Source organism: Parvularculales bacterium (genome assembly GCA_036881865.1).
Taxonomy (GTDB): domain Bacteria; phylum Pseudomonadota; class Alphaproteobacteria; order JAPOUT01; family JBAJNM01; genus JBAJNM01.
On record JBAJNM010000006.1, the window covers coordinates 16,372 to 41,175 of the forward strand.

At 49.1% G+C, this 24,804-nt stretch carries 25 protein-coding genes and 1 pseudogene; 11 read left to right on the top strand and 15 right to left on the bottom strand.

The features are described 5' to 3' along the window. Positions 1-31 precede the first annotated feature (31 nt). Positions 32-841, bottom strand: a pseudogene (locus tag V6Z81_02720) (IS3 family transposase). Positions 842-1,138: 297 nt separating this feature from the next. On the opposite strand from V6Z81_02720, the gene V6Z81_02725 reads away from it, so the two are divergent. The 5 genes from V6Z81_02725 to der all read left to right on the top strand — a co-directional run bounded on the left by V6Z81_02725 (position 1,139) and on the right by der (position 6,403). Beyond that, complete coding sequence (locus tag V6Z81_02725; protein ID MEG9861404.1) at positions 1,139-1,849, top strand: hypothetical protein; 711 nt, start codon at positions 1,139-1,141, stop codon at positions 1,847-1,849. A 31-nt stretch (positions 1,850-1,880) separates the two neighbouring features. Continuing rightward, entirely contained in the window at positions 1,881-2,750 is an 870-nt protein-coding gene (gene panB, locus V6Z81_02730) for a 3-methyl-2-oxobutanoate hydroxymethyltransferase (GenBank protein ID MEG9861405.1), read from the top strand. Between the two features lie 130 nt (positions 2,751-2,880). Beyond that, the gene (locus V6Z81_02735; GenBank protein ID MEG9861406.1) at positions 2,881-3,612 is read left to right on the top strand and encodes a tetratricopeptide repeat protein; all 732 of its coding nucleotides are present in this window, start codon (positions 2,881-2,883) and stop codon (positions 3,610-3,612) included. Positions 3,613-3,652: 40 nt separating this feature from the next. After that, positions 3,653-4,957, top strand: a complete 1,305-nt coding sequence (locus tag V6Z81_02740; protein ID MEG9861407.1) for a PQQ-binding-like beta-propeller repeat protein — start codon at positions 3,653-3,655, stop codon at positions 4,955-4,957. Positions 4,958-5,035: 78 nt separating this feature from the next. Next, entirely contained in the window at positions 5,036-6,403 is a 1,368-nt protein-coding gene (gene der / locus V6Z81_02745; protein MEG9861408.1) for a ribosome biogenesis GTPase Der, read from the top strand. Here the strand turns inward: der and V6Z81_02750 are convergent. The 11 genes from V6Z81_02750 to rpsF all read right to left on the bottom strand — a co-directional run bounded on the left by V6Z81_02750 (position 6,388) and on the right by rpsF (position 16,452). Beyond that, positions 6,388-7,140, bottom strand: a complete 753-nt coding sequence (locus tag V6Z81_02750; GenBank protein ID MEG9861409.1) for an SDR family NAD(P)-dependent oxidoreductase — start codon at positions 7,138-7,140, stop codon at positions 6,388-6,390. The two genes, der and V6Z81_02750, sit on opposite strands and share 16 nt — an antisense overlap. An 8-nt stretch (positions 7,141-7,148) precedes the next feature. After that, positions 7,149-8,597 carry an amidophosphoribosyltransferase gene (purF, locus tag V6Z81_02755; GenBank protein ID MEG9861410.1) on the bottom strand — a complete coding sequence of 483 codons (1,449 nt, stop codon included), beginning with the start codon at positions 8,595-8,597 and terminating at the stop codon, positions 7,149-7,151. A gap of 59 nt (positions 8,598-8,656) precedes the next feature. Then, the gene (locus V6Z81_02760) at positions 8,657-9,193 is read right to left on the bottom strand and encodes a CvpA family protein (protein ID MEG9861411.1); all 537 of its coding nucleotides are present in this window, start codon (positions 9,191-9,193) and stop codon (positions 8,657-8,659) included. A 54-nt stretch (positions 9,194-9,247) separates the two neighbouring features. Next, positions 9,248-10,669, bottom strand: a complete 1,422-nt coding sequence (radA, locus tag V6Z81_02765) for a DNA repair protein RadA (protein MEG9861412.1) — start codon at positions 10,667-10,669, stop codon at positions 9,248-9,250. Between the two features lie 27 nt (positions 10,670-10,696). Then, positions 10,697-11,473, bottom strand: a complete 777-nt coding sequence (locus V6Z81_02770; protein ID MEG9861413.1) for an ATP-binding cassette domain-containing protein — start codon at positions 11,471-11,473, stop codon at positions 10,697-10,699. A gap of 9 nt (positions 11,474-11,482) precedes the next feature. After that, positions 11,483-12,256, bottom strand: coding sequence for an ABC transporter permease (locus tag V6Z81_02775; GenBank protein ID MEG9861414.1), 774 nt, complete (start codon positions 12,254-12,256; stop codon positions 11,483-11,485). A gap of 39 nt (positions 12,257-12,295) precedes the next feature. After that, complete coding sequence (gene alr, locus V6Z81_02780; protein ID MEG9861415.1) at positions 12,296-13,369, bottom strand: alanine racemase; 1,074 nt, start codon at positions 13,367-13,369, stop codon at positions 12,296-12,298. Positions 13,370-13,425: 56 nt separating this feature from the next. Continuing rightward, complete coding sequence (locus V6Z81_02785) at positions 13,426-14,937, bottom strand: replicative DNA helicase (GenBank protein ID MEG9861416.1); 1,512 nt, start codon at positions 14,935-14,937, stop codon at positions 13,426-13,428. 85 nt (positions 14,938-15,022) lie between these two features. After that, positions 15,023-15,691: a 50S ribosomal protein L9 gene (rplI, locus tag V6Z81_02790; protein ID MEG9861417.1), complete on the bottom strand. Its 669-nt coding sequence runs from the start codon at positions 15,689-15,691 to the stop codon at positions 15,023-15,025. A gap of 27 nt (positions 15,692-15,718) precedes the next feature. After that, complete coding sequence (rpsR, locus tag V6Z81_02795) at positions 15,719-15,991, bottom strand: 30S ribosomal protein S18 (GenBank protein ID MEG9861418.1); 273 nt, start codon at positions 15,989-15,991, stop codon at positions 15,719-15,721. A 26-nt stretch (positions 15,992-16,017) separates the two neighbouring features. After that, positions 16,018-16,452, bottom strand: a complete 435-nt coding sequence (gene rpsF / locus V6Z81_02800; protein ID MEG9861419.1) for a 30S ribosomal protein S6 — start codon at positions 16,450-16,452, stop codon at positions 16,018-16,020. Between the two features lie 189 nt (positions 16,453-16,641). Between rpsF and fabD the strand changes: the two genes are divergently transcribed. From fabD to gmk, 6 genes are all read left to right on the top strand, one after another. Then, positions 16,642-17,583, top strand: coding sequence for an ACP S-malonyltransferase (gene fabD, locus V6Z81_02805; protein ID MEG9861420.1), 942 nt, complete (start codon positions 16,642-16,644; stop codon positions 17,581-17,583). 51 nt (positions 17,584-17,634) lie between these two features. After that, positions 17,635-18,375 (top strand): 3-oxoacyl-[acyl-carrier-protein] reductase, encoded by a 741-nt coding sequence (gene fabG, locus V6Z81_02810; GenBank protein ID MEG9861421.1) that lies wholly within the window; start codon positions 17,635-17,637, stop codon positions 18,373-18,375. Positions 18,376-18,469: 94 nt separating this feature from the next. After that, on the top strand, positions 18,470-18,706 hold the full coding sequence (locus V6Z81_02815; GenBank protein ID MEG9861422.1) for an acyl carrier protein: 237 nt from the start codon (positions 18,470-18,472) through the stop codon (positions 18,704-18,706). Between the two features lie 82 nt (positions 18,707-18,788). Then, on the top strand, positions 18,789-20,066 hold the full coding sequence (gene fabF / locus V6Z81_02820) for a beta-ketoacyl-ACP synthase II (GenBank protein ID MEG9861423.1): 1,278 nt from the start codon (positions 18,789-18,791) through the stop codon (positions 20,064-20,066). After that, complete coding sequence (mltG, locus tag V6Z81_02825; protein ID MEG9861424.1) at positions 20,063-21,067, top strand: endolytic transglycosylase MltG; 1,005 nt, start codon at positions 20,063-20,065, stop codon at positions 21,065-21,067. The genes fabF and mltG overlap by 4 nt, the downstream gene beginning before the upstream one ends. A gap of 22 nt (positions 21,068-21,089) precedes the next feature. Next, positions 21,090-21,737: a guanylate kinase gene (gene gmk / locus V6Z81_02830; protein ID MEG9861425.1), complete on the top strand. Its 648-nt coding sequence runs from the start codon at positions 21,090-21,092 to the stop codon at positions 21,735-21,737. Between the two features lie 12 nt (positions 21,738-21,749). Here gmk and V6Z81_02835 read toward each other — a convergent pair whose 3' ends face one another. From V6Z81_02835 to pdxA, 3 genes are all read right to left on the bottom strand, one after another. Next, the gene (locus tag V6Z81_02835) at positions 21,750-22,799 is read right to left on the bottom strand and encodes an alcohol dehydrogenase (GenBank protein MEG9861426.1); all 1,050 of its coding nucleotides are present in this window, start codon (positions 22,797-22,799) and stop codon (positions 21,750-21,752) included. A gap of 85 nt (positions 22,800-22,884) precedes the next feature. Next, positions 22,885-23,778, bottom strand: coding sequence for a 16S rRNA (adenine(1518)-N(6)/adenine(1519)-N(6))-dimethyltransferase RsmA (gene rsmA, locus V6Z81_02840; GenBank protein ID MEG9861427.1), 894 nt, complete (start codon positions 23,776-23,778; stop codon positions 22,885-22,887). Continuing rightward, positions 23,775-24,779, bottom strand: coding sequence for a 4-hydroxythreonine-4-phosphate dehydrogenase PdxA (gene pdxA / locus V6Z81_02845; protein MEG9861428.1), 1,005 nt, complete (start codon positions 24,777-24,779; stop codon positions 23,775-23,777). Before pdxA ends, rsmA begins: the two co-directional genes overlap by 4 nt. Between the last annotated feature and the right edge of the window lie 25 nt (positions 24,780-24,804).

Here is a 24,804-nt window from a genome sequence, read left to right on the forward strand (position 1 = left end):
AAATAACCCGAAAACTCTATTCTCTTATGGTCTAAATTATAGGGAGCAGAGCAGGTCTTGGGTCAATCGGGATGATAGTTTCCGGCACCGGCGGCCTGTATCCAAGTGCCGAATGCGGTCGTCTGGTATTGTAGTGGACACGCCATTGCTCAATCAGAATCTGCGCTTCCTTGAGTGTGTAGAATATCTCCCCGTTTAACAACTCGTCTCGGAAGCGTCCGTTGAAGCTTTCTATATAGCCGTTCTCCCATGGTGACCCCGGCTCGATATAGGCGGTTTGTGCACCCACGGCCGCTATCCACTTTCTGACACTAGCTGAGATGAACTCAGGACCGTTATCGGAGCGGATGTACCGGGGAACACCGCGTAGAATGAACAGATCCGTTAAGGCATCAATCACATCAAACGGGTTGATCTTACGCCGGACGCGAATCATCAAGACCTCACGGGAGTATTCATCCATGATGTTCAGTGTCCGGAAAGCCCTTCCGTCATCAGTGCGGTGATGTACAAAATCGTAAGACCAGACATGATTGGGATATTCAGGCCTGAGCCTGACGCAGGAACCGTCATTGAACCATAGCCTTCCCTTCTTTGGCTGTTTTTGCGGTACTTTCAACCCTTCCCGTCTCCAGAGCCGCTCAACGCGCTTGTCATTCACAGACCAGCCCGCTTCGCGCAGCTTTACGGCAATGCGCCGGTAACCATAGCGACCATATTCGCGGGTAAGCGCTATTATATCTGCCACAAGGCGCTCTTCATCAGCACGGCCTTGTGGAACACGGCGTTGTGTTGATCGATACTGCCTGAGCACCTTGCAGGCGCGGCGCTCTGATATGCCAAACTTCTCCCAGGCAGCTCGCTGTTTGTAGATGTTATAGGTATACCATGCTGGAGATGGAGGATAGATGTTTGGGGTGCAACGGCGAACTGGCCTTGACCTATGAGGCTTATATTTGTTCTTACGAATGCACGTGGTGAAGGTCCTGTGTTGAAATTATGGTATTTGTGTGCAAACACTGAGGTAGGAATCTGCGAAAAAGGCCCTCCCGGAAGCAATAGATAGTAGTATATGTTGGGCAAGATATAATTTGTTATAGTAGTGCTCAGGGGCTAATTTGGTAGAGGCAGGTGTAAGATGAAATTACCCGTTGGGGAAGTTTTGAGGGAAACCTACGAAGGGGTATTCCTCCATGCAAGAGTTATGGTGGGCCTGATTTGGTATGCTCTTTTAGCTTATTTTGTGTTGATAGCACTGGAGGAGGTTTATCCGGATTATGGAATTAGCATTCTGACATGGCTGATTTTACCCATGATTTCTGTTCCTTTGCATCGGTATATTATTGAAGGGGAGCGCAATGCTGGCTGGCATGGCCGCTATCTGTGGTATCTTTTAGCAACGATAGTTTCGTCTTTGCCGGGAATTTTTCTCATTATAGGTGCAGCGTTTAGTCTACCTTTCCTTGGTGATGCTATAACCTTTGTCGGTGCGGGTGTGTTTCTGCTCTTTTGTTGGGCTACATTTTATGTTCTCGTGCGGTTAAGCTTGTTGTTACCTCTTACGGCAGTTCGGGGAGGTATCTTTATTAAAGATGCCTGGCAAATTGCTGAGGGAAATTGCTGGAGGTTATTCCTTGCTATTGTGGGAGCGACTCTTCCCATACCGCTGATCTCTTTACTTATAGCTGCGCCTGTATATGCTTTCTTAAGCACTGCGGGAGGTGAAGGTATTCTTCTTCTTCTGTTTCTTGTCGTTCTTTATATGGTAAATTTCCTGTTTGTTACGTTATTGAGTATTGCTGTCTTAGCCGTTAGTTATCGCCGTCTCGCGAAGCGCTCTGGGGCATAAAAGACGGTATATAAAAATAATAGGGTCTTCCATGTCTGTAGAAACACGCATTAAACGTACCACGGTTCCAGATATTGTAGCGCGCAAGGGTGGAGAACCTCTTGTGTGTCTTACGACTTATCATGCTCATACGGCACGTCTTATAGACCCTTATGTGGATTTGTTGTTGGTGGGCGATTCTCTTGGCATGGTCATGTATGGTATGGAGACTACTCTGGGGGTAACACTGGATATGATGATTGCTCATGGGGCGGCGGTTGTGCGGGGTGCCGAACGGGCGTTAGTGGTGGTGGATATGCCGTTTGGTAGTTATGAGGAAAGTCCGGAGGTTGCTTTTCGTCATGCTTGTCGGGTGATTAAGGAGACGGGATGTACGGCGGTTAAGCTGGAGGGTGGTGAGCGGATGGCAGAGACGGTCCGTTATCTTGTGTTGCGTGGTGTGCCGGTGATGGGGCATATCGGTTTGACTCCGCAAAATGTGAATGTTGCGGGTGGCTTTCGGGTAACGGGTCGGACGGAGGATACATGGCCTGCGCTAGAGGCAGACGCTAGGGCGCTGGTGGACGCTGGCGTGTTCGCCATGGTACTGGAGGGTATGGCAGAACCTCTGGCGGTCCGCATTACTCATCAGGTTTCGGTACCCACCATAGGCATAGGGGCTTCACCGGCTTGCGATGGGCAGATTTTGGTGACGGAAGATATGCTGGGATTATCTCCCAAAGCACCGCTTTTTGTTAAGGAATTTGCCTCGTTGGGGGCTGCTATTGCAGGGGCGGCGGAGGCCTATGGGGCAGAGGTTCGGGCTAGAAAGTTTCCGTCTTCTACTCATGTTTATGGTATGGAGGAGTCTTCTTCTGATTCTTCTAGCCGTCAGGTGAAAAAAAATAGTTCAATTCAGTAGATAAGTAACCTCTTCAAGGTTTACGTGGGGAGGCGGCTGGGTTATTTTGTCCTTAATTATTAAGGGGTAACCTTATCTGGTTCGTCCTTATAGACTTTATTGTAGCGTATGAAAGATATATGAAAGTGGCATGAGCGATATTTTTCGGGAAGTGGAGCGGGATTTGCGCCGTGAGCGCTATATGACCTTATGGCGTAAGTATGGTTTTTATGTCGTTGGTGTTGTTGTTGTGGTTGCTCTTGTGGTGGTGGCCTTTGCGGGGGTACGAAGTTGGACGATTTCAACGGTGCAAGAGGCCTCTCGTCAGTATGACCTAGCTGTTAAGAGTCTGGAGGAAGTCAGGAGAGAAGAAGTAGAAGCAACGGAAGATACTATAGTAGCGGCTAGAGAGACCTTAGCTCTGATTGCAAAGGGGGGGCCAGAGGGGTATAGGACGTTGGCGCAGCTACAAGAAGCGGCTTTGCTTTCGGAAACAGGAAATTGGGAAGAGGCGGTTCATCTATATGATATGATAGCCAATAACCGTTCTTTGCCGTTAAGTTTGCGTAATGTAGCGCGGGTACGAGCAGGCTTTGTGATGATAGGTAAGGTTGATACGCAAGAGTTACAGGACCGTCTTGGGGATGTTGCTCAATCAGGGCAGCCCATGCGTAATATGGCTCGTGAAGTATTGGGGTTGGCTAAATTTCTGGCTGGACAAACAGAGCAAGCCCGCTCTTATTATAGTAGTATAATTAATGATCCCAGTTCCCCGTCCGGCTTGTTAGAGCGCGCCTACATTATGATGACAGTTTTGGGGCCTAGAGCACCTGCGGGGCAGTTTTCCTCTGATGGATCTTCCTCAGCGAATCCTCCATTTTAAGTTCCTGATTAAAAAGACCACCTTTGAAAGGATAAGTCGTTTGTTACGAATACACGCTTTTTTGATTCCCATTGTCGCGCTAGGGGCATGTTCAGCTCCTTCAGGTCCTATACTTGAGGGCGAGCGCTTACCCGTTCTGGTTTTTGAACGGCAGTTGGAGGCTGATCCGGGGTTAGCGGCGGAGTCTATCACGTTGCCCTCCGCCAGTGTCAATAAGGCGTGGCCGCAGGCGGGAGGGAATGCAAGTCACACTATGTATCATCTGGCGGCGGCCAGCACATTGACGGAATTGTGGAGCGTCGATATTGGCACTGGGTCATCCAGCCGTGGATTTTTAACCGCCCCGCCGATTGTAGCGAACGGTCATGTTTATACACTGGATGCGGGAACAGAGGTTCGCGCCTATGATGCTGAAAGTGGCTATCTGTTATGGTCAAGAACTCTTGCTCCTGAGGGGGAGGATGAAAGAGAAGGTTTTGGTGGAGCGGTCGCTTATGAGGATGGCCGTTTGTTTGTGACAACCGGCTTTGGCCAACTGATAGCCCTTGATTCAGGGACCGGTGAGGTTCTTTGGATGTATGAAGGGGGTATTCCGTACCGTTCGGCACCTACGGTTGAGGATGGTCGGGTGTTTGCCATCTCTTATGATAATGATTTGAATGCTTTTTCTGCTGTAGATGGCCGGGTCTTGTGGTCATATCAGGGGATTCCCGAAAACGCCGGCATTTTGCGGGCAACAAGTCCTGCGGTTTCTGAGTCAGTTGTTGTAGCTCCCTTTAGTTCCGGTGAGATTGTCGCTATGCGGGTGGAAACCGGCGCTGTGGTTTGGGAGGAGTCTCTTACTTTGACGCAAGCGGGAAGCGATTTGGAGAGTCTTAATGATGTATCCGGCGATGTTGTCATTGATAAAGATAGGGTGATTGCTATCAGTCATGCGGGCCGCATGGTGGCTGTTAATCTGCGCACAGGTCAGCCTATATGGACGCGCGATATAGGGGGTATCCAGACTCCATGGGTGGTGGGAGATTATATTTATGTTGTTACGACGGATGCCCAGCTGATTTGTCTGTCGCGGGACAATGGTCGTATTTTCTGGGTAACACAGTTACAGACCCATGAGGATTCAGAGGATCTGGAAGATCCGATAGAATGGGCCGGTCCGGTTTTAGCAGGAGACACGCTCTTGGCTGTATCTTCTGCCGGAAAATCTGTTTTGGTTTCTCCCTATACAGGCGAGGTATTTCGTGAGTTCTCCATTGAAGATGCAGCCTACATCGCACCCATTGTAGCTAATGAGATGATTTATATATTGACCGATGATGCAACGTTGGCGGCATGGCGGTAGTAAGCATGTACGCCTAAAAACAGATAATTCACCGCTCTATAATTATAATAGGGGGCTTGTGAGTAAGGTATTAAGTTTATGTCATTTACGTTGGCTATTGTAGGACGGCCAAATGTGGGAAAATCCACGTTGTTCAATCGGTTGGTGCGGCGGCGTGTTGCGTTGGTGGATAATACACCAGGGCTTACCCGCGACTGGCGGGAGGGTCGAGCCCATCTTGGAGATATGTACTTTACGGTTTTGGATACTGCGGGTTTTGGCGATGTGCGGGATGACAGCATAGAGGCTGATGCTCAGCGGCAAATGGAGATCGCTCTTTCCCGCGCTGATGTGTGCTTGTTTTTAGTAGATGCCCGGCAGGGATTAACGCCACTGGATTATACGCTAGCGGATCGTCTGCGTCGTTTATCTGTACCTATTATTCTAGTGGCTAATAAATGCGACAATGAGAAGGTTGAGGCTTCTGCTGGTGAGTGTTGGACTTTGGGGTTGGGGGAGGTTGTGCCCATATCGGCGGAGCATGACAGAGGCATGGAGAGCTTGCGGGATTATTTATCTTCTTTTACAGGGGAGTCTGAAACCTATGATCTGGAAACAGACGAAACAGATGGGGATGACAATGCAGAAACAATTGATAAACCTTTGCGTATGGCGATTATTGGGCAACCTAATACAGGCAAGTCTACGTTGCTGAACCGGTTGTTGGGTATGGAGCGGGCGTTGACAGGGCCGGTGGCGGGGGTCACACGGGACACCATTGAGATTGACTGGGAGTGGGGGGGGCGTCCGGTACGGATGTTTGATACGGCCGGAATGCGCCATCGGCCTAAAGTCGCTGATAAGATTGAAAACTTGACGGTGGGTGGTAGTCTGCAAGCTATGCGGTTTGCCGAGGTGGTAGTGCTGGTTATGGAGGCCCTTGCGCCTTTTGAAAAACAGGATTTGCGGTTGGCAGAAAAAGTTGCGGAAGAAGGTCGCCCGTTGGTTATGGTAGCGGCTAAGGCAGATCTTGTAGAGGATAAAAAATCTCTAGCAGAAGAGTTACGGGAAAAAGCAGATCACTTACTACCTCAGTTACGCGGCGTGCCTGTGTTGTTGTTATCTTCTCATACGGGTTATGGCATCTCTCGGCTAGCACCAGCGGTTTTTGGGTGCCAAGAACTATGGAACCGCAAACTGTCAACCTCTCAACTAAACCGCTGGTTAGCGCAAATGACTCGCTGGCATCCACCTCCCACTCTACGTGGGCGGCCCACCCATTTACGCTATATGACACAAGCTGGTATCCGTCCACCCTCGTTTGTTGTGTTTGCTAATCGGATAGGCGCCATTACACCCTCATATAAACGTTATTTAGTGAATGGCTTGCGAGAGAGCTTTGATTTGCTGGGTGTTCCATTGCGCCTGCGCTTGCGCAAGGGGGATAACCCCTACAACCCCTCGTGAATACGGCGTAGACCTTGCGGTGTTTTATAATCTTCCGGTGTTATGCAGAGACCATGACAGGCGCAGGTGGGGGCTGCTAGTTCAACAAAAAGAGGGGTAATACTTTCCGCTGTGGGTAGACTGCTAGGGTCTTCTCCCGGCATAGCTTTGGCTCGCATGCCGGTGCGTACTGTCCCAGGAGAGATTATATTGATGCGCAAAGACGTATCGCGGGTTTCATGAACCCATGTTTTTACCAAAGCATTCAGAGCTGCCTTAGTAACGGAATAAGGCCCCCAATAAGGACGGCATTTGTGAGCTGCATCGGAGGTGGTAAAAATAGCGCGCCCCCCTTGAGATTGTAGCAAAAGAGTTTCCATAGAGCGTATTAGCTGCCAGTTGGCCGTTAAGTTGGCTTCTATGGTTTGCGAAAAAGCGTCCGGTGATACGTGGGATAACGGAGACAAAGGGCCTAGAACTCCGGCATTGCCTACAAGAATATCCAGCTTGCCCCAGCGTTCGTAGATGATACCACCTAGGCGGTCTATGCTATCTCCCTCGGTGATATCTAAGGGGGTTAGAGTTGCCGTACCTCCTACAGAGCGCACTAAATCGTCTGTTTCTTCAAGATCTGCTACGGTGCGAGCTACGAGTATTACATGGGCGCCCTCAGCGGCCAGAGCAACGGCTACAGCACGTCCAATCCCGCGTGATGCGCCTGTAATAAGGGCTATCTGTTTGTCTAGACGTTCGCCCATTAGGGTGTTCAGCCGATTTCAGTTAACAAGGAGAGTTGCTCGGTATGACGGTTGACAGACTGATCCGTCAGGGGGGTTGGATAGTCCCCTGTGAAGCAATGATCTGTAAATTGTGGACTTACCGGATCGCGCCCCGAATATCCCATGGCTCTATAGAGACCATCTACGGATAAAAAAGATAGGCTATCAACGCCAATATGCCGCTTCATGCTTTCCAAGTTGTGTTGAGCGGCTAGGAGTTGTTCTTCTTCTGGTGTGTCAATGCCGTAGTAATCAGGGTGAGCTATAGGGGGACAGGCAACTCTGAAATGTATCTCTCGTGCTCCTGCCTCATAAAGCATTTGAACAATTTTAATAGATGTAGTACCGCGTACAATACTATCATCTATCAAAATAACGCGTCGCCCCCTAATGGCCGTCCGGTTGGTGTTATGCTTAAGTTTGACGCTTTGCTGGCGTATCTGCTGAGTGGGTTGGATAAACGTGCGCCCCACATAATGATTGCGAATAATGCCTAGCTCAAAGGGCATATTGGCTTCAGACGCATAGCCAATAGCCGCCGGAACGCCAGAATCAGGCACTGGAATAACAACGTCAGTATTAGTGTTATGGCTTTCTCTGGCCAATTCTCGTCCCATGGCTTGGCGATGCTCATAGACACTTCTACCGCCCACAATACTATCAGGGCGGGCGAAGTAGATATATTCAAAGACGCAGGGGCGCGGCTTCATGGGCGGGAAAGGGCGCAGACTTTGTATGCCTTGTTCAGAAATGATAACAATTTCTCCAGGTTCTATGTCTCGTACGAAATGGGCGCCGATGATATCTAGTGCGCAGGTTTCGGACGCTAAAATATAGGCATCTTCTAATTGCCCTAGAACCAAAGGACGGATACCCAGAGGATCACGTGCGCCCACTAATTTCTTTGTGGTCAGCATGACCATAGCGAATGCACCTTCAATTTGGCGTAAACTATCTACTATCCGGTGAGCTATCCCCGCTATGGGGCTACGGGCTAGAAGATGGAGAAACGTTTCCGTATCACAGGTAGACTGAAAAATAGCGCCGGAGTGCACAAGTTCATTACGCAGGGTAACTGCATTGGTGAAGTGTCCATTATGGGCGCAAGCACACCCACCACCGACAAGATCTGCAAAGAGTGGCTGTATATTGCGGGCAACACTGCCGCCAATTGTAGAATACCGCACATGGCCCACAGCACTTCGCCCGGGAAGACGACTTATGGTGCGGGCGTCCGAGAAATGATCACCAACCAAACCGGGTCGTTTTTCAGAATTAAAATGAGTACCGTCAAAACTGACAATACCAGCAGCCTCTTGTCCTCTATGCTGTAAAGCGTGAAGTCCTAGAACTGATAAAGCAGCTGCATCAGGATGATTAAAAACGCCAAACACGCCGCAATCTTCATGCAAGCGGTCCTCTCTCAAGACTGACATATAGTTCACCATGCCTTTTGTAGATTGATTGGCTGCTTATTCATGGCTTATAGCACTTATTATATCTGCGGGGGTAATTCTTCTTGGGGGAATTCCTCTGAGGAGGTTTCTCCTGAGAGGGTGTTTGGTAGAAGAGGGTGGAGAATATTAGCTACAGCCTCTATGGTGGGCAGTAGGCGGAGGCTTTGCATCCAAGCTGGGGGAGGTGTGGGGGTTGTCAGAAAAATAAATAACATCCATGCCGCCGCTAACACAAAAACGCCACGGGCTACGCCAAAAAGAAGACCCAACAGTCGATCAGCACCGTTAGCGGTGGTATTTTTCAGGGCAACACTCCAGCGTCCTGTTAGGGAACGTAATAACAGAAAAATAACCACAAAAATGAGTGCTCCTGCCAAACTCTGGGCTACCCACGGAGAAGAAATGACAGGCAGGAATAATTCTCCTAAAGGGGCAGTTCCAAAAACAGCCGCTACGATAGCCAGAACCCACGAGGCAATGCTCAAAATTTCTTTCAGAACGCCCCGTAAAAATCCCACAAAGGCCGATAGGATAATGAAACTGGTTAAGGCAATATCAGGCAAAATTTCGGGCAAAGCTCCATATCCCTGTTTGTTTTGCTCTCAGTCCCCCCGTCTCTAAATTGGAAACTAAGTTGTTGCAACTGAGTCGTCCAGAGCAATTCCTTGACTAAAGTGGCTAAAAAAATCCGGCAAGCTGGCAAAAGTCTCAATTGTTATTCCCTCGGGTGTGCTTATTTTGCCCCTTTGCTGGGGCATGAAAATGTGATGAAAGCCTAGTTTTTGGGCCTCTTTTAGACGGATATCGCAATGGGCGGGTGGTCGTAAGGCCCCAGATAAGCTGATTTCACCAAACAATGCGCAATGGGGAGGTAAGGAAACGGCTATCGCCGATGAAATAAGGGCGGCGGCCATAGCAAAATCAGCTGCCGGCTCGGTAACCCTCAAGCCTCCTGCTACGTTGAGATAGATGTCATGGCCATTCAGTTTTAACCCGCACCGAGTATCCAACACCGCTAGAACCATAGCCAGCCGTCCAGCATCGCATCCTACAACGGCCCGCCGAGGTGCGCCGCCGCCCGCTCCGTGAGCTGCTAGAGCTTGAATATCAACCAAGACCGGACGAGTGCCTTCAATACTGGCTAATACGGCTGAGCCGGTGACTCGATTCTCGTGATCATCTAAGAAAAGTGCTGATGGCTCCTGAACTTCTTGTAAGCCGGTATGACTCATTTCAAAGACACCAATTTCATCGGTAGGGCCGTAGCGATTTTTAACAGCTCGTAGGATACGAAATTGATGTGACCGCTCCCCCTCAAAATAAAGAACGCTGTCAACCATGTGTTCTATAACGCGGGGGCCTGCAATCTGACCATCTTTTGTCACATGGCCTATCAAGACAACCGCCGTGTTGTGCCGTCGGGCAAAGCGTATCAGGCTTTGAGCACTAGCCCGCAGTTGGGTGATGGCACCAGGGGTAGCGTCAATGTCGTCTCTCCACATGGTTTGAATGGAATCAATCACTACAACGCCTCCAGAGTCCATACTCTCAAGGGTTGCTAAAATTGCGGCTAGAGATGTTTCGGCCGCAATGGGCAAGGGGTTATGGATAAGATCTAGTCGGTGAGCACGCAGACGTATTTGCTCAACTGATTCTTCCCCTGATATGTAAACAGATGGGATGTTATTGGATGCCAGATGCGCCAACACCTGTAGCAGAAGGGTAGATTTGCCAATACCTGGGTCGCCCCCTACCAATAACACCGACCCTGGTACGATGCCACCGCCGCACACACGATCAAATTCGCCAAGGCCACTAGCTAAGCGGGGTGGGGGGTCGCCAACACCAGATAAGGAGCCTAGCTCAATGGCTGGCGCTCTTGTGCTAATGGATTTGGTTGCTTTCTTGACAGCTCCCGGTTCTTGGGGTACTTCTTCGGTTAGGCTGTTCCATGTATTACAGGCATCGCACTGACCTTTCCAGCGAGGGGAGACTGTACCGCAGGATTGGCATATGTAAAAAGCGGAACGTGCCATTTTAAGAATACCCATCTAGGGGGCTAACCCCAAAAAAGAGATTTACTGTTTTAGAATATTCATCTGGATGGGGCCGTCGGAACGCCCATTAATAAACTGATCAACATAACCATTGCCGCTTTGATCAATGTCTTCAATCTTACCTGTCCAGATAATCTCACCTTTGTAAATCATAGCAACACGGTCGGCAATTTTACGGGCGCTGACCATATCGTGAGTGATTGAGACAGCTGTCACACCTAAATCTTTAACTGTTTCACGTATCAGGTTATTGATGGTATCCGCCATTATAGGGTCAAGACCAGTGGTTGGTTCATCAAAGAAAATAATATCCGGGTCTAGAGCAATCGCGCGTGCTAATCCCACTCGTTTTTGCATACCGCCGGATAGTTCTGATGGGTTAAGGTCACCAATTTCCGGCCCTAACCCTACCTTGGCTAGTTTTTCTATGGCCATATCGTGAGCGTCAATGTGATTCATCTGATTGCCTTGAATCTGGCCAAAGGCAACATTCTCCCACACCGTGAGGCTGTCAAATAAAGCGCCACCCTGAAACAACATTCCGAAATGGCGTAGCAATTTGTCTCTCTCCCGACCCCTGATATAGGTTGTCTCTTTTCCGTCAATATAGATGGCACCTCCACTGGGTCGTAGAAGGCCAAGGATGCACTTTAGCGTAACAGATTTGCCGCTTCCGGAGCCACCAATGATGACCATGGATTCGCCTGATGTCACAGATAGGTTGATGCCATTCAATATGCTTTTGTCGCCAAAGCGTTTTGTTAGGCCATTGAGTTTTATTAAGGGTGTGTCTGACACGGGGTATCCTTACGAGGCAAAGAAAACAGATGTCATGGTGTAGTTGGCAGCTAAAATAAGAATAGATGAACTTACGACAGCATTGGTAGCTGCTCGTCCAACACCTTGTGCGCCTCCGCTACTATGGAAGCCATGAAAGCAACCCATCATAGCGATGATAAAGCCAAACACGGCTGATTTAACCAAACCAGAGGTTACGTCATCGGCTTTTAGAAAATCTATGGTGTTGGCGATATAAACTCCGCCATTAAAGCCTAAACTCTCAGTGCCTACTGCAAACCCGCCCAGAACACCGATAATATCGGCAATCAAAACTAACAAAGGCAGTGTTATAACTGAGGCTACCAGAGGAGGCGTACACAAATATTGATAAGGATTCACAGACAAAGTTTTTAGAGCATCAATTTGTTCTGTCACACGCATGGTGCCAATTTCAGCCGCTAGTGCAGCACTGACCCGTCCCGCTACCATTAATCCAGCGAGCACCGGCCCTAGCTCACGGGTTATACCAAGAGCAACAATAGAGGCAATAATAGTCTCAGAATTAAATTGATTGCCCCCATAAAAAATTTGCAGAGCTAGAACAGCACCGGTAAAGAATGCTGTTAAGGCTACAACGGGGAGAGAATTATACCCGATTTTCATCATGTGATAGAAGACCAGTCCCACAAAATACGGCGGGCGTATGCTATAGCCGATGGAGTTTCCAATGAATATGGTTAAACGCCCAGCCTGTGCCAGAGTTCCTAAAACAACACGTCCAATAATAGCTAAGGATTCCACAATGTGTTTCTCTTTATCTTTGTTGGCTTATAGCAACAACTAAATATAACAATGATCATAGCGTTTGCCTATACGGGTCAAAATCTCATAAGACGTTGTTTTTGCCGCTGTTGCCAGACGCTCTAGGGATATCTGGTTGCCGAAAAGTTCCACACAATCGCCCCGTTTAAGGCTATCCGGAGGAGTGTCGGTGATGTCCAGTGCTAGCATATCCATCGAGATGCGCCCGATGATAGGCACATCTATGTCAGCTGCACGAGCGGTAGCCGGTGAATGCCCCGCTCCAAGGGCATAAGGATAACCATCAGCATAGCCTGTCGAAATAATGGCAATGCGGCGGTCACTTTGAGCAGTGTAGTTTGCGTCATATCCAACACTCTCACCGGCAGAGATGGTGCGGATTTTTATGATAGGTGCTTCAAGGGTTACCACTGTCTTGAAAGGAGAGGGGCGCTCAGGGTTGGGGTTACCTCCGTACAGACCTATACCCGGACGAATTACATCAAAGTGATAAGGTGGGCCTAGCCATATTCCGGCTGTATTAGCAAGGCTAGCAGGAGCTGTAGGCAATAGGGCGCGTAATTCATTAAAGCACCGGAGCTGTTTTTCATTCATGGGATGTGATGGCATGGAGGCGCACGCTAAATGACTCATAATGAGGGTAATGTTTAAAGCGTTGAGGAGGTCATGATCACCAGCTAGCGTTCGGACGTCGTAGCTGCTAAGCCCAAGGCGGTTCATACCGCTATCAATATGGAGAGCTACGGGGGGGCGTATATCCCGCATACGGCAGAAATTTACCCACTCGTGTATTTCTTCCAACGAGCCAAGGCACGGACGCAAATTGTAGTGTGTGAGAGTATCAGAAAGACCCGGAAACAAGCCATTCATCACATAAATAGCGCTATCGGGTGCTAGGTATCTTACCTGTTTACCTTCTTCTACAAGGGCTACAAAAAAACATTCACAGCCCACCTTTACAAGGGATGGCGTTACTGAGGTTAGGCCCAGACCATAAGCGTCGGCTTTGATAACGGCGGCTGTTTGCACATTGGGGGCTTGGGCAGCGCAGATTCTCCAATTATCAATAAGAGCGCTCAAATTGATGGTCAAGCATGCGTCATTGTAGGTCATTCTCGGCATAAGAGAGCATGATTGTTGTGGCCCGTTCACAACCTCTCTTCCGGTATGTGGTCGGATTGAGCTAAATCCGTAAAGCGCGTCAAGTTGGCTTGATAAGCAAGGCGGGTGACACCTGTAGGTCCATGACGCTGCTTACCGATAATCACCTCGGCTAGTCCATGCACTCTATCCATACGCATTCTCCATTTGTCGTGCTCTTCAGTGCCTTCAAGAGGTTCGGCGCGTTCAAGGTAATATTCCTCACGATAAACAAACAACACAACATCCGCGTCTTGCTCAATAGAGCCGGACTCGCGCAAATCAGCTAATTGGGGGCGTTTGTCATCGCGCTGCTCTACAGCACGAGAGAGTTGAGAAAGAGCCACGATGGGCACGCTGAGCTCTTTGGCCAAGGCTTTAAGGCCTTGGGTAACCTCACTGACTTCTTGTACACGATTTTCATTGCGAAACCGTCCGTTGCCCGCCGCCAGTTGTAGATAATCCACAACGATTAAATCCAAGCCATGTTGCCGCTTAAGACGTCGGGCACGGGCCGCTAGGCGAGATATGTTCAAGGCACCAGTTGCATCAATAAACAAAGGTAGGGTGCCAAGGAATTCGCTCGCATCTCTGAGTTGATGAAACTCATCTGCTGTAATACGGCCTCGGCGAATACGCTCTGATGGTATTTCTGAGGTTTCTGAAATAATACGTGTTGCTAACTGCTCTGATGACATTTCAAGAGAAAAGAATCCAACAACCCTATTATCATTTTTTTTATTCGGCTGCGTATCCTTATTAAGGAGTTTGGCAACATTACAGGCAATGTTGGTGGCCAGCGCTGTCTTTCCCATAGCAGGCCGTCCTGCTATAATGACAAGGTCAGAGGGTTGAAGCCCGCCCATCAAGTGGTCAAGGTCTGTTAATCCCGTGGGCAGTCCTGATAAATGCCCGTCGCGCTCGAACGCATTAGCAGCCATGTCCAAAGCGCTGGCAAGGGCACTATCAAAGGGCTGAAAGCCCCCTTCGTAGCGCTCTCTTTCAGCGACCGAATAAAGTATTTGCTCAGCATTCTCTAGTTGTTCCAGAGGCGATTGGCCTGGCTGGGTCGTATAAGCAGCGGATAGAATATCTTCAGCCGCCCGTATCATCTCTCGGCGTAATGCCTCCTCGTAGACAAGGTGGCCATAGTGGCCAGCGTTCACCGTTGTGGTAGCATTAGATACCAATCGGCCCAGATAACTAACCCCACCGACTTCCTTAAGAGCTTCGTCATCTTCAAAAAAACTCTTCAGTGTTTTTTCTGAGGCAAGGCGACCTGTGTTGACTAAGCGGGCGATAAAATCATAAATGCGCCCATGGAGTGGCTCGTAAAAATGCTTGTCTTCCAGAAAATCAGATACTTGGTCTAGGGCATCGTTGTTAATTAAGATGGCTCCGAGAAGAGATTCTTCGGCCTCTAGGTTGCTGGGCTGTTGGTGGGGGATGGTGGTTCCATCATCTGGTGCGCCGGAGGGCAGTTGCCTGAAGTTATGGGCGTGTACCGAATTGTCCATCATCAACCTCTCTTAGAGAGAGTAAGTCTAGCACAAGTGGTGCAACAAGTCAGAAATTATATGGGATGATTTTCAGGGGTTAAAAATTCTATGGCTCGTCAGAGTCATCGTTGCCCTCTGGGGTATTGTGAGTTGAGAGCATATCGGTTTCTGTGTCACTATCTATACCCTCTTGAGCGTCTTCCTCAGCAAGACGTGCCTGTACTTCGTCCTCAAAGACATCCGTCGGACTGATGCTCTCCTCGTTTGTGGCAGCTTTGTTTTCATCATCGGGGGTGATGGAGAGGCCACGGGCCTGGCGTTCTGCCTCTTCCTCGTTGCGGGCTACATTAATTCTAATTCTAATGCGCACCTCTGGATGAAGTCGCACGAGAACCTCATGTAACCCAAGGGATTTAATGGGTTGGATGAGGTTAACTTGATCACGTATCACAGTGAAGCCGTTTTGTGTGAGAGTTTCAACTAAGTCGCGGGTTGTGACTGAACCATAGAGTTGGCCTGTTTCGCCTGCTTGACGCATAACGATAAATTGTTGGCCTTCGAGTTTTTGGGCAATGGATTCTGCCTCTGTTCGGCGTTCTAGGTTCTGAGCCTCCATCTGTATGCGCTCTTGCTCAAAGCGGGTTAGGTTTTCCTTTGTCGCACGGAGGGCTTTGCCACGGGGCAATAAGAAGTTACGAGCATAGCCATTCTTGACGGTTACCATATTCCCCATTTGGCCGAGTTTTTCTATTCTCTCCAAAAGTATGATCTGCATCTTGATATTCCTGTAACCCCCGTTTTATTATTTAACGACGTAAGGGATGAGACTCAAAAATCGTGCCCGTTTAATGGCACGCGCTAATTCGCGTTGTTTTTTTGCTGACACTGAGGTCAGTCGGCTTGGAACGATTTTGCCACGCTCTGATAGATAGCGTTGCAAGAGACGTATGTCTTTATAGTCAATGATCGGAGCACTTGGGCCGGATAAAGGGCAATTTTTGCGCCGCCGAAAGAAAGGTCGTCGCGCTACAGGTGCAGAGTTGGAAGAAGATTCAGAAGAAGAGGAAATGGACATTATTCTGTATTTTGTGTTTCGTTGTGTTATTGGCCAGGCTCAAGAGCGGGGTTTGCATCGGCGCTGACAGTTTCACCATTATTGTCGTTGCCATTACTGTCATCGCTAAAGCTCTCCCGGTGTGGACTGCGACGTTCTTCCCGCCGCGTCATCTGTACCGATGGCTTGCCCTCATGCTCTTGAACCCGAACGGTCAAAAACCGGATGACGTCGTCATTGAACCGCATCTGCCGTTCCATCTCGGCGACAGCATCGTGGGAACTATCAATATCCATAAGGATATAATGACCCTTGCGGTTCTTTTTAATTCTGTACGCTAGAGGGCGTAACCCCCAATACTCAGTACGACCAATAATACCGCCATGCTCGCGTATAAGCGCAGCATAGTCATCCATCAAGGTTTCGGCTTGCTGTGCCGATATATCCTGTCGCGCAATGAATATATGCTCGTAGAGCGCCATAGAATATTGTCCTCGTTCTTAAAAGTTAAGGAAACGAGGACTATAATTAAAATACAGGTTTATGCAACCATTATTACCCTGTTTTCTCCCTCTCTTTTACTATGCCAGATGGGGCTTGAGCTTTGACCGTGTGGGGAGTAGGAAAGGAGGATAATTCAGAGGATGATATAGCGGGGATTAGGGGATTATATGAAAAAACGTGCATTTGTTTTTCCGGGGCAGGGTAGTCAGGCAGTTGGGATGGGGCGTGATATTGCCGAGGCTTTTGTAGTGGCTCGTGAGGTTTTTGAGGAGGTAGATGACGCTCTGGGGCATCATTTATCGCGGATTATTTGGGAGGGGCCAGAAGATACCTTAACTCTTACGGAAAATGCGCAACCCGCCCTGATGACTGTTAGCATGGCTGTTATGCGTGTGCTAGAGGTAGAAGGGGGTTTGGATTTGAGTCAAGCAGCAGTTTTTGTAGCGGGGCATTCTCTGGGAGAATATAGCGCCCTTGCGGCGGCTGGAAGTTTCAACCTTGCAGATACCGCGAGGCTGTTAAGGACACGAGGTCGATCTATGCAACAGGCCGTGCCGGTGGGGGCGGGTTTAATGGCGGCTCTTTTGGGGTCTGATTTTGAAGAGGTAGCAGATATAGCTTCTAAGGCTGCACAGGGTGAGGTCTGCACGCCAGCCAACGACAATGCCCCTGGTCAGGTGGTGATTAGTGGTGATAAGGCTGCCGTAGAGCGGGCTGTAGAATTAGCCAAAGAGCGCGGTGTTCGGCGGGCGGTTTTATTGCCTGTGAGCGCCCCGTTTCACTGCTCCTTGATGGCCTCGGCGGCGACAGTAATGAAAGAAGCACTAGGGGGGGTGACGATGCAAGCACCAGTAGTACCGTTGGTGGCTAATGTGAGTGCTGTAGCCGAGGGTAATATTGATATGATTAAGGAGATGCTTGTAGAGCAAGTAACAGGTATGGTGCGGTGGCGGGAGAGTATCGAGTATATGGTAGACCAAGAGATCGAGGAAATGGTTGAGATTGGCATAGGTAAGGTGTTAAGCGGTTTGGGGAAGCGGATTGCACGGGACCTTGCAGCACAGTCTATTGAAACGTCGCAGGATATTGAAGAATTTTTGGACGGATAATGAGCGAAAGTAAATGAGGCCAAAAAATAAGAAAGGGGATAAGGAGGGTACGTGTTTAATCTGGAGAATAAAAAGGCATTTGTGACGGGGGCTTCAGGAGGCATTGGGCGGGCGATTGCTCGCCGATTGCACGCCCAAGGTGCTGAGGTAGCTCTTTCTGGAACCCGTCAAGAGGTTCTGGAAGAAGTGGCCCACGACCTTGGCTCGCGCGCCCATGTTGTCCCGTGCAATCTATCTGATGAAGCTGCCGTTGCAACCCTACCAGCAAAAGCTGAAGAAGTCATGGGGCCAGTGGATATTTTGGTCAATAATGCAGGCATGACGCGAGATAATCTTTTTTTGCGCCTAAAGGATGAGGATTGGCACCAAGTGATGAGTGTCAATCTAACTGCGACTTTTTTGTTATCCCGTGGTTTTGTGCGAGGTATGATGAAGCGGCGATGGGGGCGCATTGTTGGTATCACCTCGGTGGTGGGTGTGGTGGGAAATCGGGGTCAAGGCAATTATGCAGCCTCTAAGGCGGGTATGGTCGGTATGTCAAAGGCTTTGGCGCAGGAGGTGGCTAGTCGTGGCATAACGGTGAATTGCGTAGCCCCAGGCTTTATTGGAACCGATATGACTGATGATGCAGGGGATGGTAGTTGGCGGGAGCGGATTTTAACCCAGATACCTGTGGGTTCTATAGGTCAGCCGGATGATGTGTCGGCGGCCGTGTTGTATTTGGCCTCCGAGGAGGCAGCTTACGTCACCGGTCAGACACTCCATGTGAATGGTGGTATGGCTATGGTATGATAAGGCAACTGGGGTTCTCTCTGGTCATGTTTGAAAAAGTGTGATAGTAACCCGCAATCTGCTGAATATCATTGAAGGATGAAGGGATAAAGTAATGAGTGATACCGTTGAACGTATTAAAAAAATTGTAGTAGAGCATCTCGGTGTTGATGAGAGCAAAGTTGTAGAAAGCGCTAGTTTCATTGACGATTTGGGCGCTGACAGTCTGGATACTGTTGAACTTGTCATGGCTTTTGAAGAAGAGTTTAGCGTTGAGATTCCCGATGATGCGGCTGAAACGATTCTTACCATTGGGGATGCAGTTAAGTACGTCGACAGCAAGGCCTCTTAAAACGCAACCTAAAGCGACCTGTCCGGTATTGTGCCTGATTCAGCATTGTGATTATGCAACACGGGGTGGCGTGGAGTAAAACATGAGCCGACGTGTTGTTATTACAGGAATGGGTGCTGTTACCCCGTTGGGCGGGGCTCTGGAGCCTGCGTGGCGATCCTTGTTAGCGGGTCGGTCGGGGGCCAGCCTCATGTCCAGCGAGCGGGAAGGGTTTGAGGTTGCTGACCTTGTCAGCAGGGTTGCGTGTCGTGTTCCTCAAGGCAATGAAGAAAATGCCCTCAACCTTGACGACTGGCTAGATACCAAAGAGCAAAGACGCATCGGCTTATTTGTTGCCTATGCTGCTGTTGCAGCGTCCCAAGCCATAGCGGACGCAGGACTGTCACTCTCCTCAACCGAAGAGCAAGAACGTGCTGGCGTTATTATAGGCTCTGGCGTTGGCGGCCTTGTAGAAATTGAACGCTCTTCTATTTTACTTCATGAAAAAGGCCCTCGGCGGGTTAGCCCATTTTTTGTGCCTGGTAACATTGCCAATATGGCATCGGGGTTTGTCTCTATACGCCATGGTTTGAAAGGACCAAATAATTGTCCTGTAACAGCATGTGCCACTGGAGCGCATGCCATTGGAGATGCTGCACGGCTTATCTCTACTGGCGAGGCTGATGTTATGCTGGCCGGAGGTGCAGAAGCGCCCATGTGTAGGCTGACTATGGGTGGATTTGCCGCCTGTCGAGCCTTATCCACTGGTTATAATGACGAACCAGAACACGCCTCACGACCCTACGATAGAGACAGAGATGGGTTTGTTATGGGAGAAGGGTCAGGCGTTGTGGTCCTAGAGTCTCTGGATCAAGCGCAGGCCCGTGGAAGCACTATATATGCTGAGGTTTTAGGCTATGGCATGTCCGGTGACGCATTCCATATGACGGCCCCTGAAGATAATGGAGATGGGGCGTATCGGGCTATGCAAATGGCTCTGATAAGTGCCAAACTTACTCCCTCCGATGTTGACTATGTCAATGCTCATGCTACCTCTACACCCCTTGGTGATGAAATTGAACTTAAAGCCGTTGAGCGTTTGTGGGGGGAGGAAGCTTCTAATCAGTTGTTGATGTCATCCACAAAATCATCCATTGGACATCTTCTGGGTGCGGCAGGGGCTGTAGAATCTATATTTGCAATTCTGGCTATGCGTGACAATATAGCTCCCCCAACTCTTAACCTTGATAACCTATCAATTGATACAGCTATTAACCTAGCACCACATAGATCTGTGCCTCGCGATATCTCTATCGTCATGAACAATTCATTTGGTTTTGGCGGTACCAATGCGTCACTGGTATTTGGGGCGGTAGCGTGAAGAAACAGTTGGGCGATTTAACGTCTTCCCGTTTATTTCGTCAGATTGGATTTATTCTTGGCGTTTTTTTTCTCATTTACGTTGGCACTCAATCTCTGTGTGCCATTTGGCATTGGCCTGGGCCTCATGAAAAGTCTGTGGTGGTGGTAGTGCCAAAGGGGGCAGGCCTTGACCAAATTATAGAGATTCTAAACAAAGCCGGTGTCTTGATGTCTCCTCTGGCTTTTCGTTTAGGGGTGGGACTTACTGATTTTAGTAATTTCTTAAAGGCAGGGGAATACCGTATTCAGTCGTGGATGAGTATGGCCGATATTGCCGCTCAGCTGCGGGCGGGGCGTAGTCTGCAGCGTCGCCTAACCATTCCTGAAGGGTTAACGGTACAGCAAATTGTCAAACTGATTGATGCGCAGGATGGCCTAGAAGGCGAGATTGATTCATTACCAGCAGAGGGATCTTTGTTGCCGGAGACGTATTATTTTGAATATGGCACAACGCGCCAGCAGATAGTGATGCGGATAGCGGCGGCTCATGATAAAATTATGGAAGAATTATGGCCACATCGTGCTAAAGACCTACCCTTTAAGACCCCTGATGAAGCCGTTATTTTAGCCTCTATTGTGGATAAAGAAACTGCCTTGGCGAGAGAAAAGCCAGTTGTTGCGGGTGTGTTTATTAATAGGCTACGCCGTCGCATGCGTTTGCAGTCAGATCCCACTGTCATTTATGGCCTTACGGATGGTTTTGGTATTTTGGGACGACGCATTCGTCAAGGGGAGTTAAAAAAAGATACACCTTATAACACGTATATTATATATGGTCTGCCTCCGACTCCGATTGCTAATCCAAGTGTAGACAGTATTATGGCTGCATTACATCCAGAGAAAACCGACTATCTATATTTTGTAGCAGATGGTAAGGGGGGCCATTCTTTTTCTCGTACCCTTGCTGAGCACAACAAACAGGTGAGAAAATGGCGGCGTCTGCGGGAGTGGAAGAGATGAGAAAACAAGAGATAAAAGCGTAATGGAGGCAAGTCACACAAACTATATAAAGCGCCGTGGGTTGATGTTTGTGCTCACATCTCCCTCAGGGACTGGTAAGACGACTCTATCACGTATGCTTCTTAAAGATGATCCCTTGTTGTCTTTGTCAGTTTCTGTCACTACGCGCCCCGAGCGTAAAGGTGAGCGTAATGGGCAAGATTATCATTTTGTTTCTAGAAAAAAATTTGAAGACATGCGCCGCAATGAGCAGTTTCTGGAGCATGCTTATGTTTTTGACCATTATTATGGTACGCTCCGTAGTCCGGTAGAGGAGGTACTGAGTGGGGGGCGGGATGTGTTGTTTGATATTGACTGGCAGGGTACTCAACAACTTGAGGAAAGAACACGGGATGATTTGGTGCGGGTGTTTCTTTTACCGCCCTCGGCAACGATCCTTCAGAATCGGTTAAGGATGCGAGCTCAAGACAGCGAATCCGTTGTTGAACAACGCATGATGGGGGCCGCTGGGGAGATTAAGCATTATGCGGAGTATGATTATATTATAGTCAATCACGATTTGGATGAGAGTTTATATAATCTGAAGGCTATTTTATGTGCCGAAAGACTCCGTCGCACTAGACAAATCGGACTCGCGGATTTTGTAAGCCAGCTCAGTAGCGAACTCTAACCGGATATCTTTTTATGGGATTAAAACTACGCGCCCCATAATTTTTCCCTCTCGTAAATCTTCAAGGGCTTGAGAGGCTTGGTCCAAAGGCCGCTCAGTGACTGGAATGGGATCAACTTTTCCAGAGCGTACAAGATCCATCATTTGATGGGTTTCCGCAAGGGAGCCTACAAAACTGCCACAGATAGAAAGGGCACGTAGGGGAAACATAGGGATAGGCATAGCAAGGCCACCACCAAATAAGCCTACCACCACTACTTGTCCACCTTGCCTTACAGCACCTTGGGCAAAAGCTAAAGAGGCCTCTGAGCCTACAAAATCTATAGCCGCTACAACGCCGCCACCAGTATCTGTGTGAAGTTTCTTGAGATCTTCGGCATTTAATGGGTCATAGGCAGCATGAGCGCCCGCCCCCATGGCCTCTTGCAATTTGTGAGGGTCAACATCGGCCACCAGTGGAGCAGCCTCAAATAATGAGCGGGCAAATTGCAACCCCATCATGCCAACACCACCAAGGCCTACAATCATGACACGTTCGTTAGGGTTATGGCTTTGTACTTTTTTTAGGGCCCCAAATGCCGTAATACCGGAGCACATGTAGGTAGCTGCGAGACCGTCGGCGATACCATCGTAATCAAAAAGATAACGCGGGTGGGGGGCTAGCACGTGGTCTGAATAGCCACCAGAGACATTAACGCCTAAGAACTGTGGCGCTCGGCATAATTGCTCTTCATCACGCTCGCAAGCCGGACAGTTCTGGCAGCCAATCCAAGGCCAGATCACATATTTTTTTCCAACCTCTACGCCCGTAGCCTCAGGACCGAGAGTTATCACTTCTCCTTCAATTTCATGGCCCATGGTAAAAGGTAACTCACGGCCTCCACGAATATCTAGCTGATTATCACCACCCATTTCAAAATGTCCATCCTGAATATGCACATCACTATGGCAAACACCACAATGGGTCGTGCGTAACAGAACCTCTGTGCCTGATGGCGTTGGTGTTTCGCTTTCAACTGGCTGAAGGGGAGCGCCGTATTCGGTAAGGGCTTGGCTTTTCATGAGGGACTATCCTTTCTCCAGACTTATTACGTAGTAGCACCACTATCCCACTACACCATTACTTTGCCACGTAAGTCCATAAGACTCAACCGCCTTGTTGTGTTATAAGGGCACGGGTTAGGTGGCAGAAATCTTCTGGTGTTAGGTTTTCTGCCCGATAAGAACTATCAAGCCCAGAATCATCCAGCAAAGTTTCAAGATCTTTTGTCAGAGTTTTAAGGCTATTCCGCAACATTTTGCGTCGTTGCCCAAAGGCTACCGCTGTAACTCGCTCTAACGCGTCAGAGGGTACGTCAAACGGGTAGGCGATAGGTTCAAAATGCACCACTGTAGAGGTAACAGCGGGGGGAGGTGTGAAGGCTTGAGGATTTACGTTAAAGATTACACGAGGGTGGGTGCGCCACTGGCTGATGACAGATAATCGTCCATAGGTGCGAGTGCCGGGTTGAGCGGTTATTCTTTTGGCCACCTCTCGTTGTAGCATAAGCGTTAAACTACTCCACCAAGGTGGCCAGTGTTGAGATAAAAGCCAGCGCGTTAAAAGTGGAGTTGCTATATTATAGGGTAAATTGGATACAATTTTACTAGGTTTTGGCTTAGCTAGTTTTGCTGACTTTGATTTGGCAGATTCTAGTAGGGGGGCGGCTTCGGCTAAACCCATAGTCAGTGCGTCACCCTCAATAAAAGTTAACCTGCCTGGAAAAGCCATTGCTATTTCTTCCAATGCTGGAAGACAGCGACTATCACGCTCAATGGCAACAATATGCTGTGCGCCACGTTCCAGAAGCGCCCTTGTGAGTCCACCTGGACCTGGACCTACTTCCAGTACAGTATCGTTGGAGCATATATCAGCAGCACGGGCGATACGTTCGGTTATGTTAAGGTCTAAAATAAAGTTCTGCCCGAGAGATTTGCGGGTGGTAAGTTTGTGTTGCCGTATTACTTCACGTAAGGGGGGCAAATCTGGAGGCTGGTTCATGGGTGCTGTTTGGCGTGACGGGTACGTTTTGTGTGTACACAGATTCCGGCGAGGCATAAGGCTGCTATGAGACTAGAGGGGTTTGCGCGTCCTTGACCGGCAATATCTTGCGCGGGCCCGTGATCTGGTGAGGTGCGCACGATGGGTAACCCAAGGGTTACGTTGACGCTTCTTCCAAAGCTTATGGTCTTGATGGGGATAAGTGCTTGGTCGTGATACATGCACAAAATCACGTCATAACCACCTTGGCGGTTAGTATGAAACAAACTATCTGCTGAAAATGGACCTGAGATGTCAAATTCTTCCGATTGTAATCGCTTGATGGCGGGAATAATGATGCTTTGCTCTTCATTGCCAATGTCTCCATCTTCTCCGGCATGAGGATTAAGCCCCGCAACAGCAAATCGTGGCTGATGTATGCCGAAATCACTGCGTAACCCATGAGCGGCAGCGCGCACAGTCTTTGTTAGTAGGGTAGCGGTTAAGGTGGTCGATACAGTGGCTAAAGGAATATGGCGGGTGACAGGAATAACTTTTAAGTCAGGGCAAGTCAGCATCATTACAGGAAATGGTGCCTGTGCGCACGTAAGTTTTCCCAGATAATGAGCGAGATATTCCGTATGGCCCGCATGGTGAAGACGTGCTTGTGCAAACACAGACTTGCGTACCGGATTAGTAACAAGGCCACCAGCACTTCCCTGCCATGCGAGGCGCGCACCCTGCTGGATGGAGGCTAAAGTGATGTTGGAAGTGGTGGTTGTATCAGGGGGCAGGACGGGTAAAGCCTTCTGGAAGACAGAAAGAGCCTCCTGTGGGCTTTCAATTGAGGCAATGGATACCGGTAAGCTTAGGTGAGTGGCACAGGATTCTATGTGCTCGGGGTCATCTATGGCAAAAAACGGTGGCATGTTATATTGCACCCGCCCTTGCCATGCTTTTAGGGTAATCTCGCGACCAATGCCGGATGCATCTCCTGTGGTGAGTGCCAGTGGTCCTGTCATGAGTGCATCCTCAACGTCTAATGCT

What these genes read in the sequence shown, in the direction of transcription:
- V6Z81_02725 (MEG9861404.1), top strand. Translation starts at nt 1,139, where the DNA reads ATGAAATTACCCGTTGGGGAAGTTTTGAGGGAAACCTACGAAGGGGTA.
- panB (MEG9861405.1), top strand. Translation starts at nt 1,881, where the DNA reads ATGTCTGTAGAAACACGCATTAAACGTACCACGGTTCCAGATATTGTA.
- V6Z81_02735 (MEG9861406.1), top strand. Translation starts at nt 2,881, where the DNA reads ATGAGCGATATTTTTCGGGAAGTGGAGCGGGATTTGCGCCGTGAGCGC.
- der (MEG9861408.1), top strand. Translation starts at nt 5,036, where the DNA reads ATGTCATTTACGTTGGCTATTGTAGGACGGCCAAATGTGGGAAAATCC.
- V6Z81_02750 (MEG9861409.1), bottom strand. Translation starts at nt 7,140, where the DNA reads ATGGGCGAACGTCTAGACAAACAGATAGCCCTTATTACAGGCGCATCA.
- purF (MEG9861410.1), bottom strand. Translation starts at nt 8,597, where the DNA reads ATGTCAGTCTTGAGAGAGGACCGCTTGCATGAAGATTGCGGCGTGTTT.
- radA (MEG9861412.1), bottom strand. Translation starts at nt 10,669, where the DNA reads ATGGGTATTCTTAAAATGGCACGTTCCGCTTTTTACATATGCCAATCC.
- V6Z81_02785 (MEG9861416.1), bottom strand. Translation starts at nt 14,937, where the DNA reads ATGATGGACAATTCGGTACACGCCCATAACTTCAGGCAACTGCCCTCC.
- rplI (MEG9861417.1), bottom strand. Translation starts at nt 15,691, where the DNA reads ATGCAGATCATACTTTTGGAGAGAATAGAAAAACTCGGCCAAATGGGG.
- rpsR (MEG9861418.1), bottom strand. Translation starts at nt 15,991, where the DNA reads ATGTCCATTTCCTCTTCTTCTGAATCTTCTTCCAACTCTGCACCTGTA.
- rpsF (MEG9861419.1), bottom strand. Translation starts at nt 16,452, where the DNA reads ATGGCGCTCTACGAGCATATATTCATTGCGCGACAGGATATATCGGCA.
- fabD (MEG9861420.1), top strand. Translation starts at nt 16,642, where the DNA reads ATGAAAAAACGTGCATTTGTTTTTCCGGGGCAGGGTAGTCAGGCAGTT.
- V6Z81_02815 (MEG9861422.1), top strand. Translation starts at nt 18,470, where the DNA reads ATGAGTGATACCGTTGAACGTATTAAAAAAATTGTAGTAGAGCATCTC.
- fabF (MEG9861423.1), top strand. Translation starts at nt 18,789, where the DNA reads ATGAGCCGACGTGTTGTTATTACAGGAATGGGTGCTGTTACCCCGTTG.
- gmk (MEG9861425.1), top strand. Translation starts at nt 21,090, where the DNA reads ATGGAGGCAAGTCACACAAACTATATAAAGCGCCGTGGGTTGATGTTT.
- V6Z81_02835 (MEG9861426.1), bottom strand. Translation starts at nt 22,799, where the DNA reads ATGAAAAGCCAAGCCCTTACCGAATACGGCGCTCCCCTTCAGCCAGTT.
- rsmA (MEG9861427.1), bottom strand. Translation starts at nt 23,778, where the DNA reads ATGAACCAGCCTCCAGATTTGCCCCCCTTACGTGAAGTAATACGGCAA.
- pdxA (MEG9861428.1), bottom strand. Translation starts at nt 24,779, where the DNA reads ATGACAGGACCACTGGCACTCACCACAGGAGATGCATCCGGCATTGGT.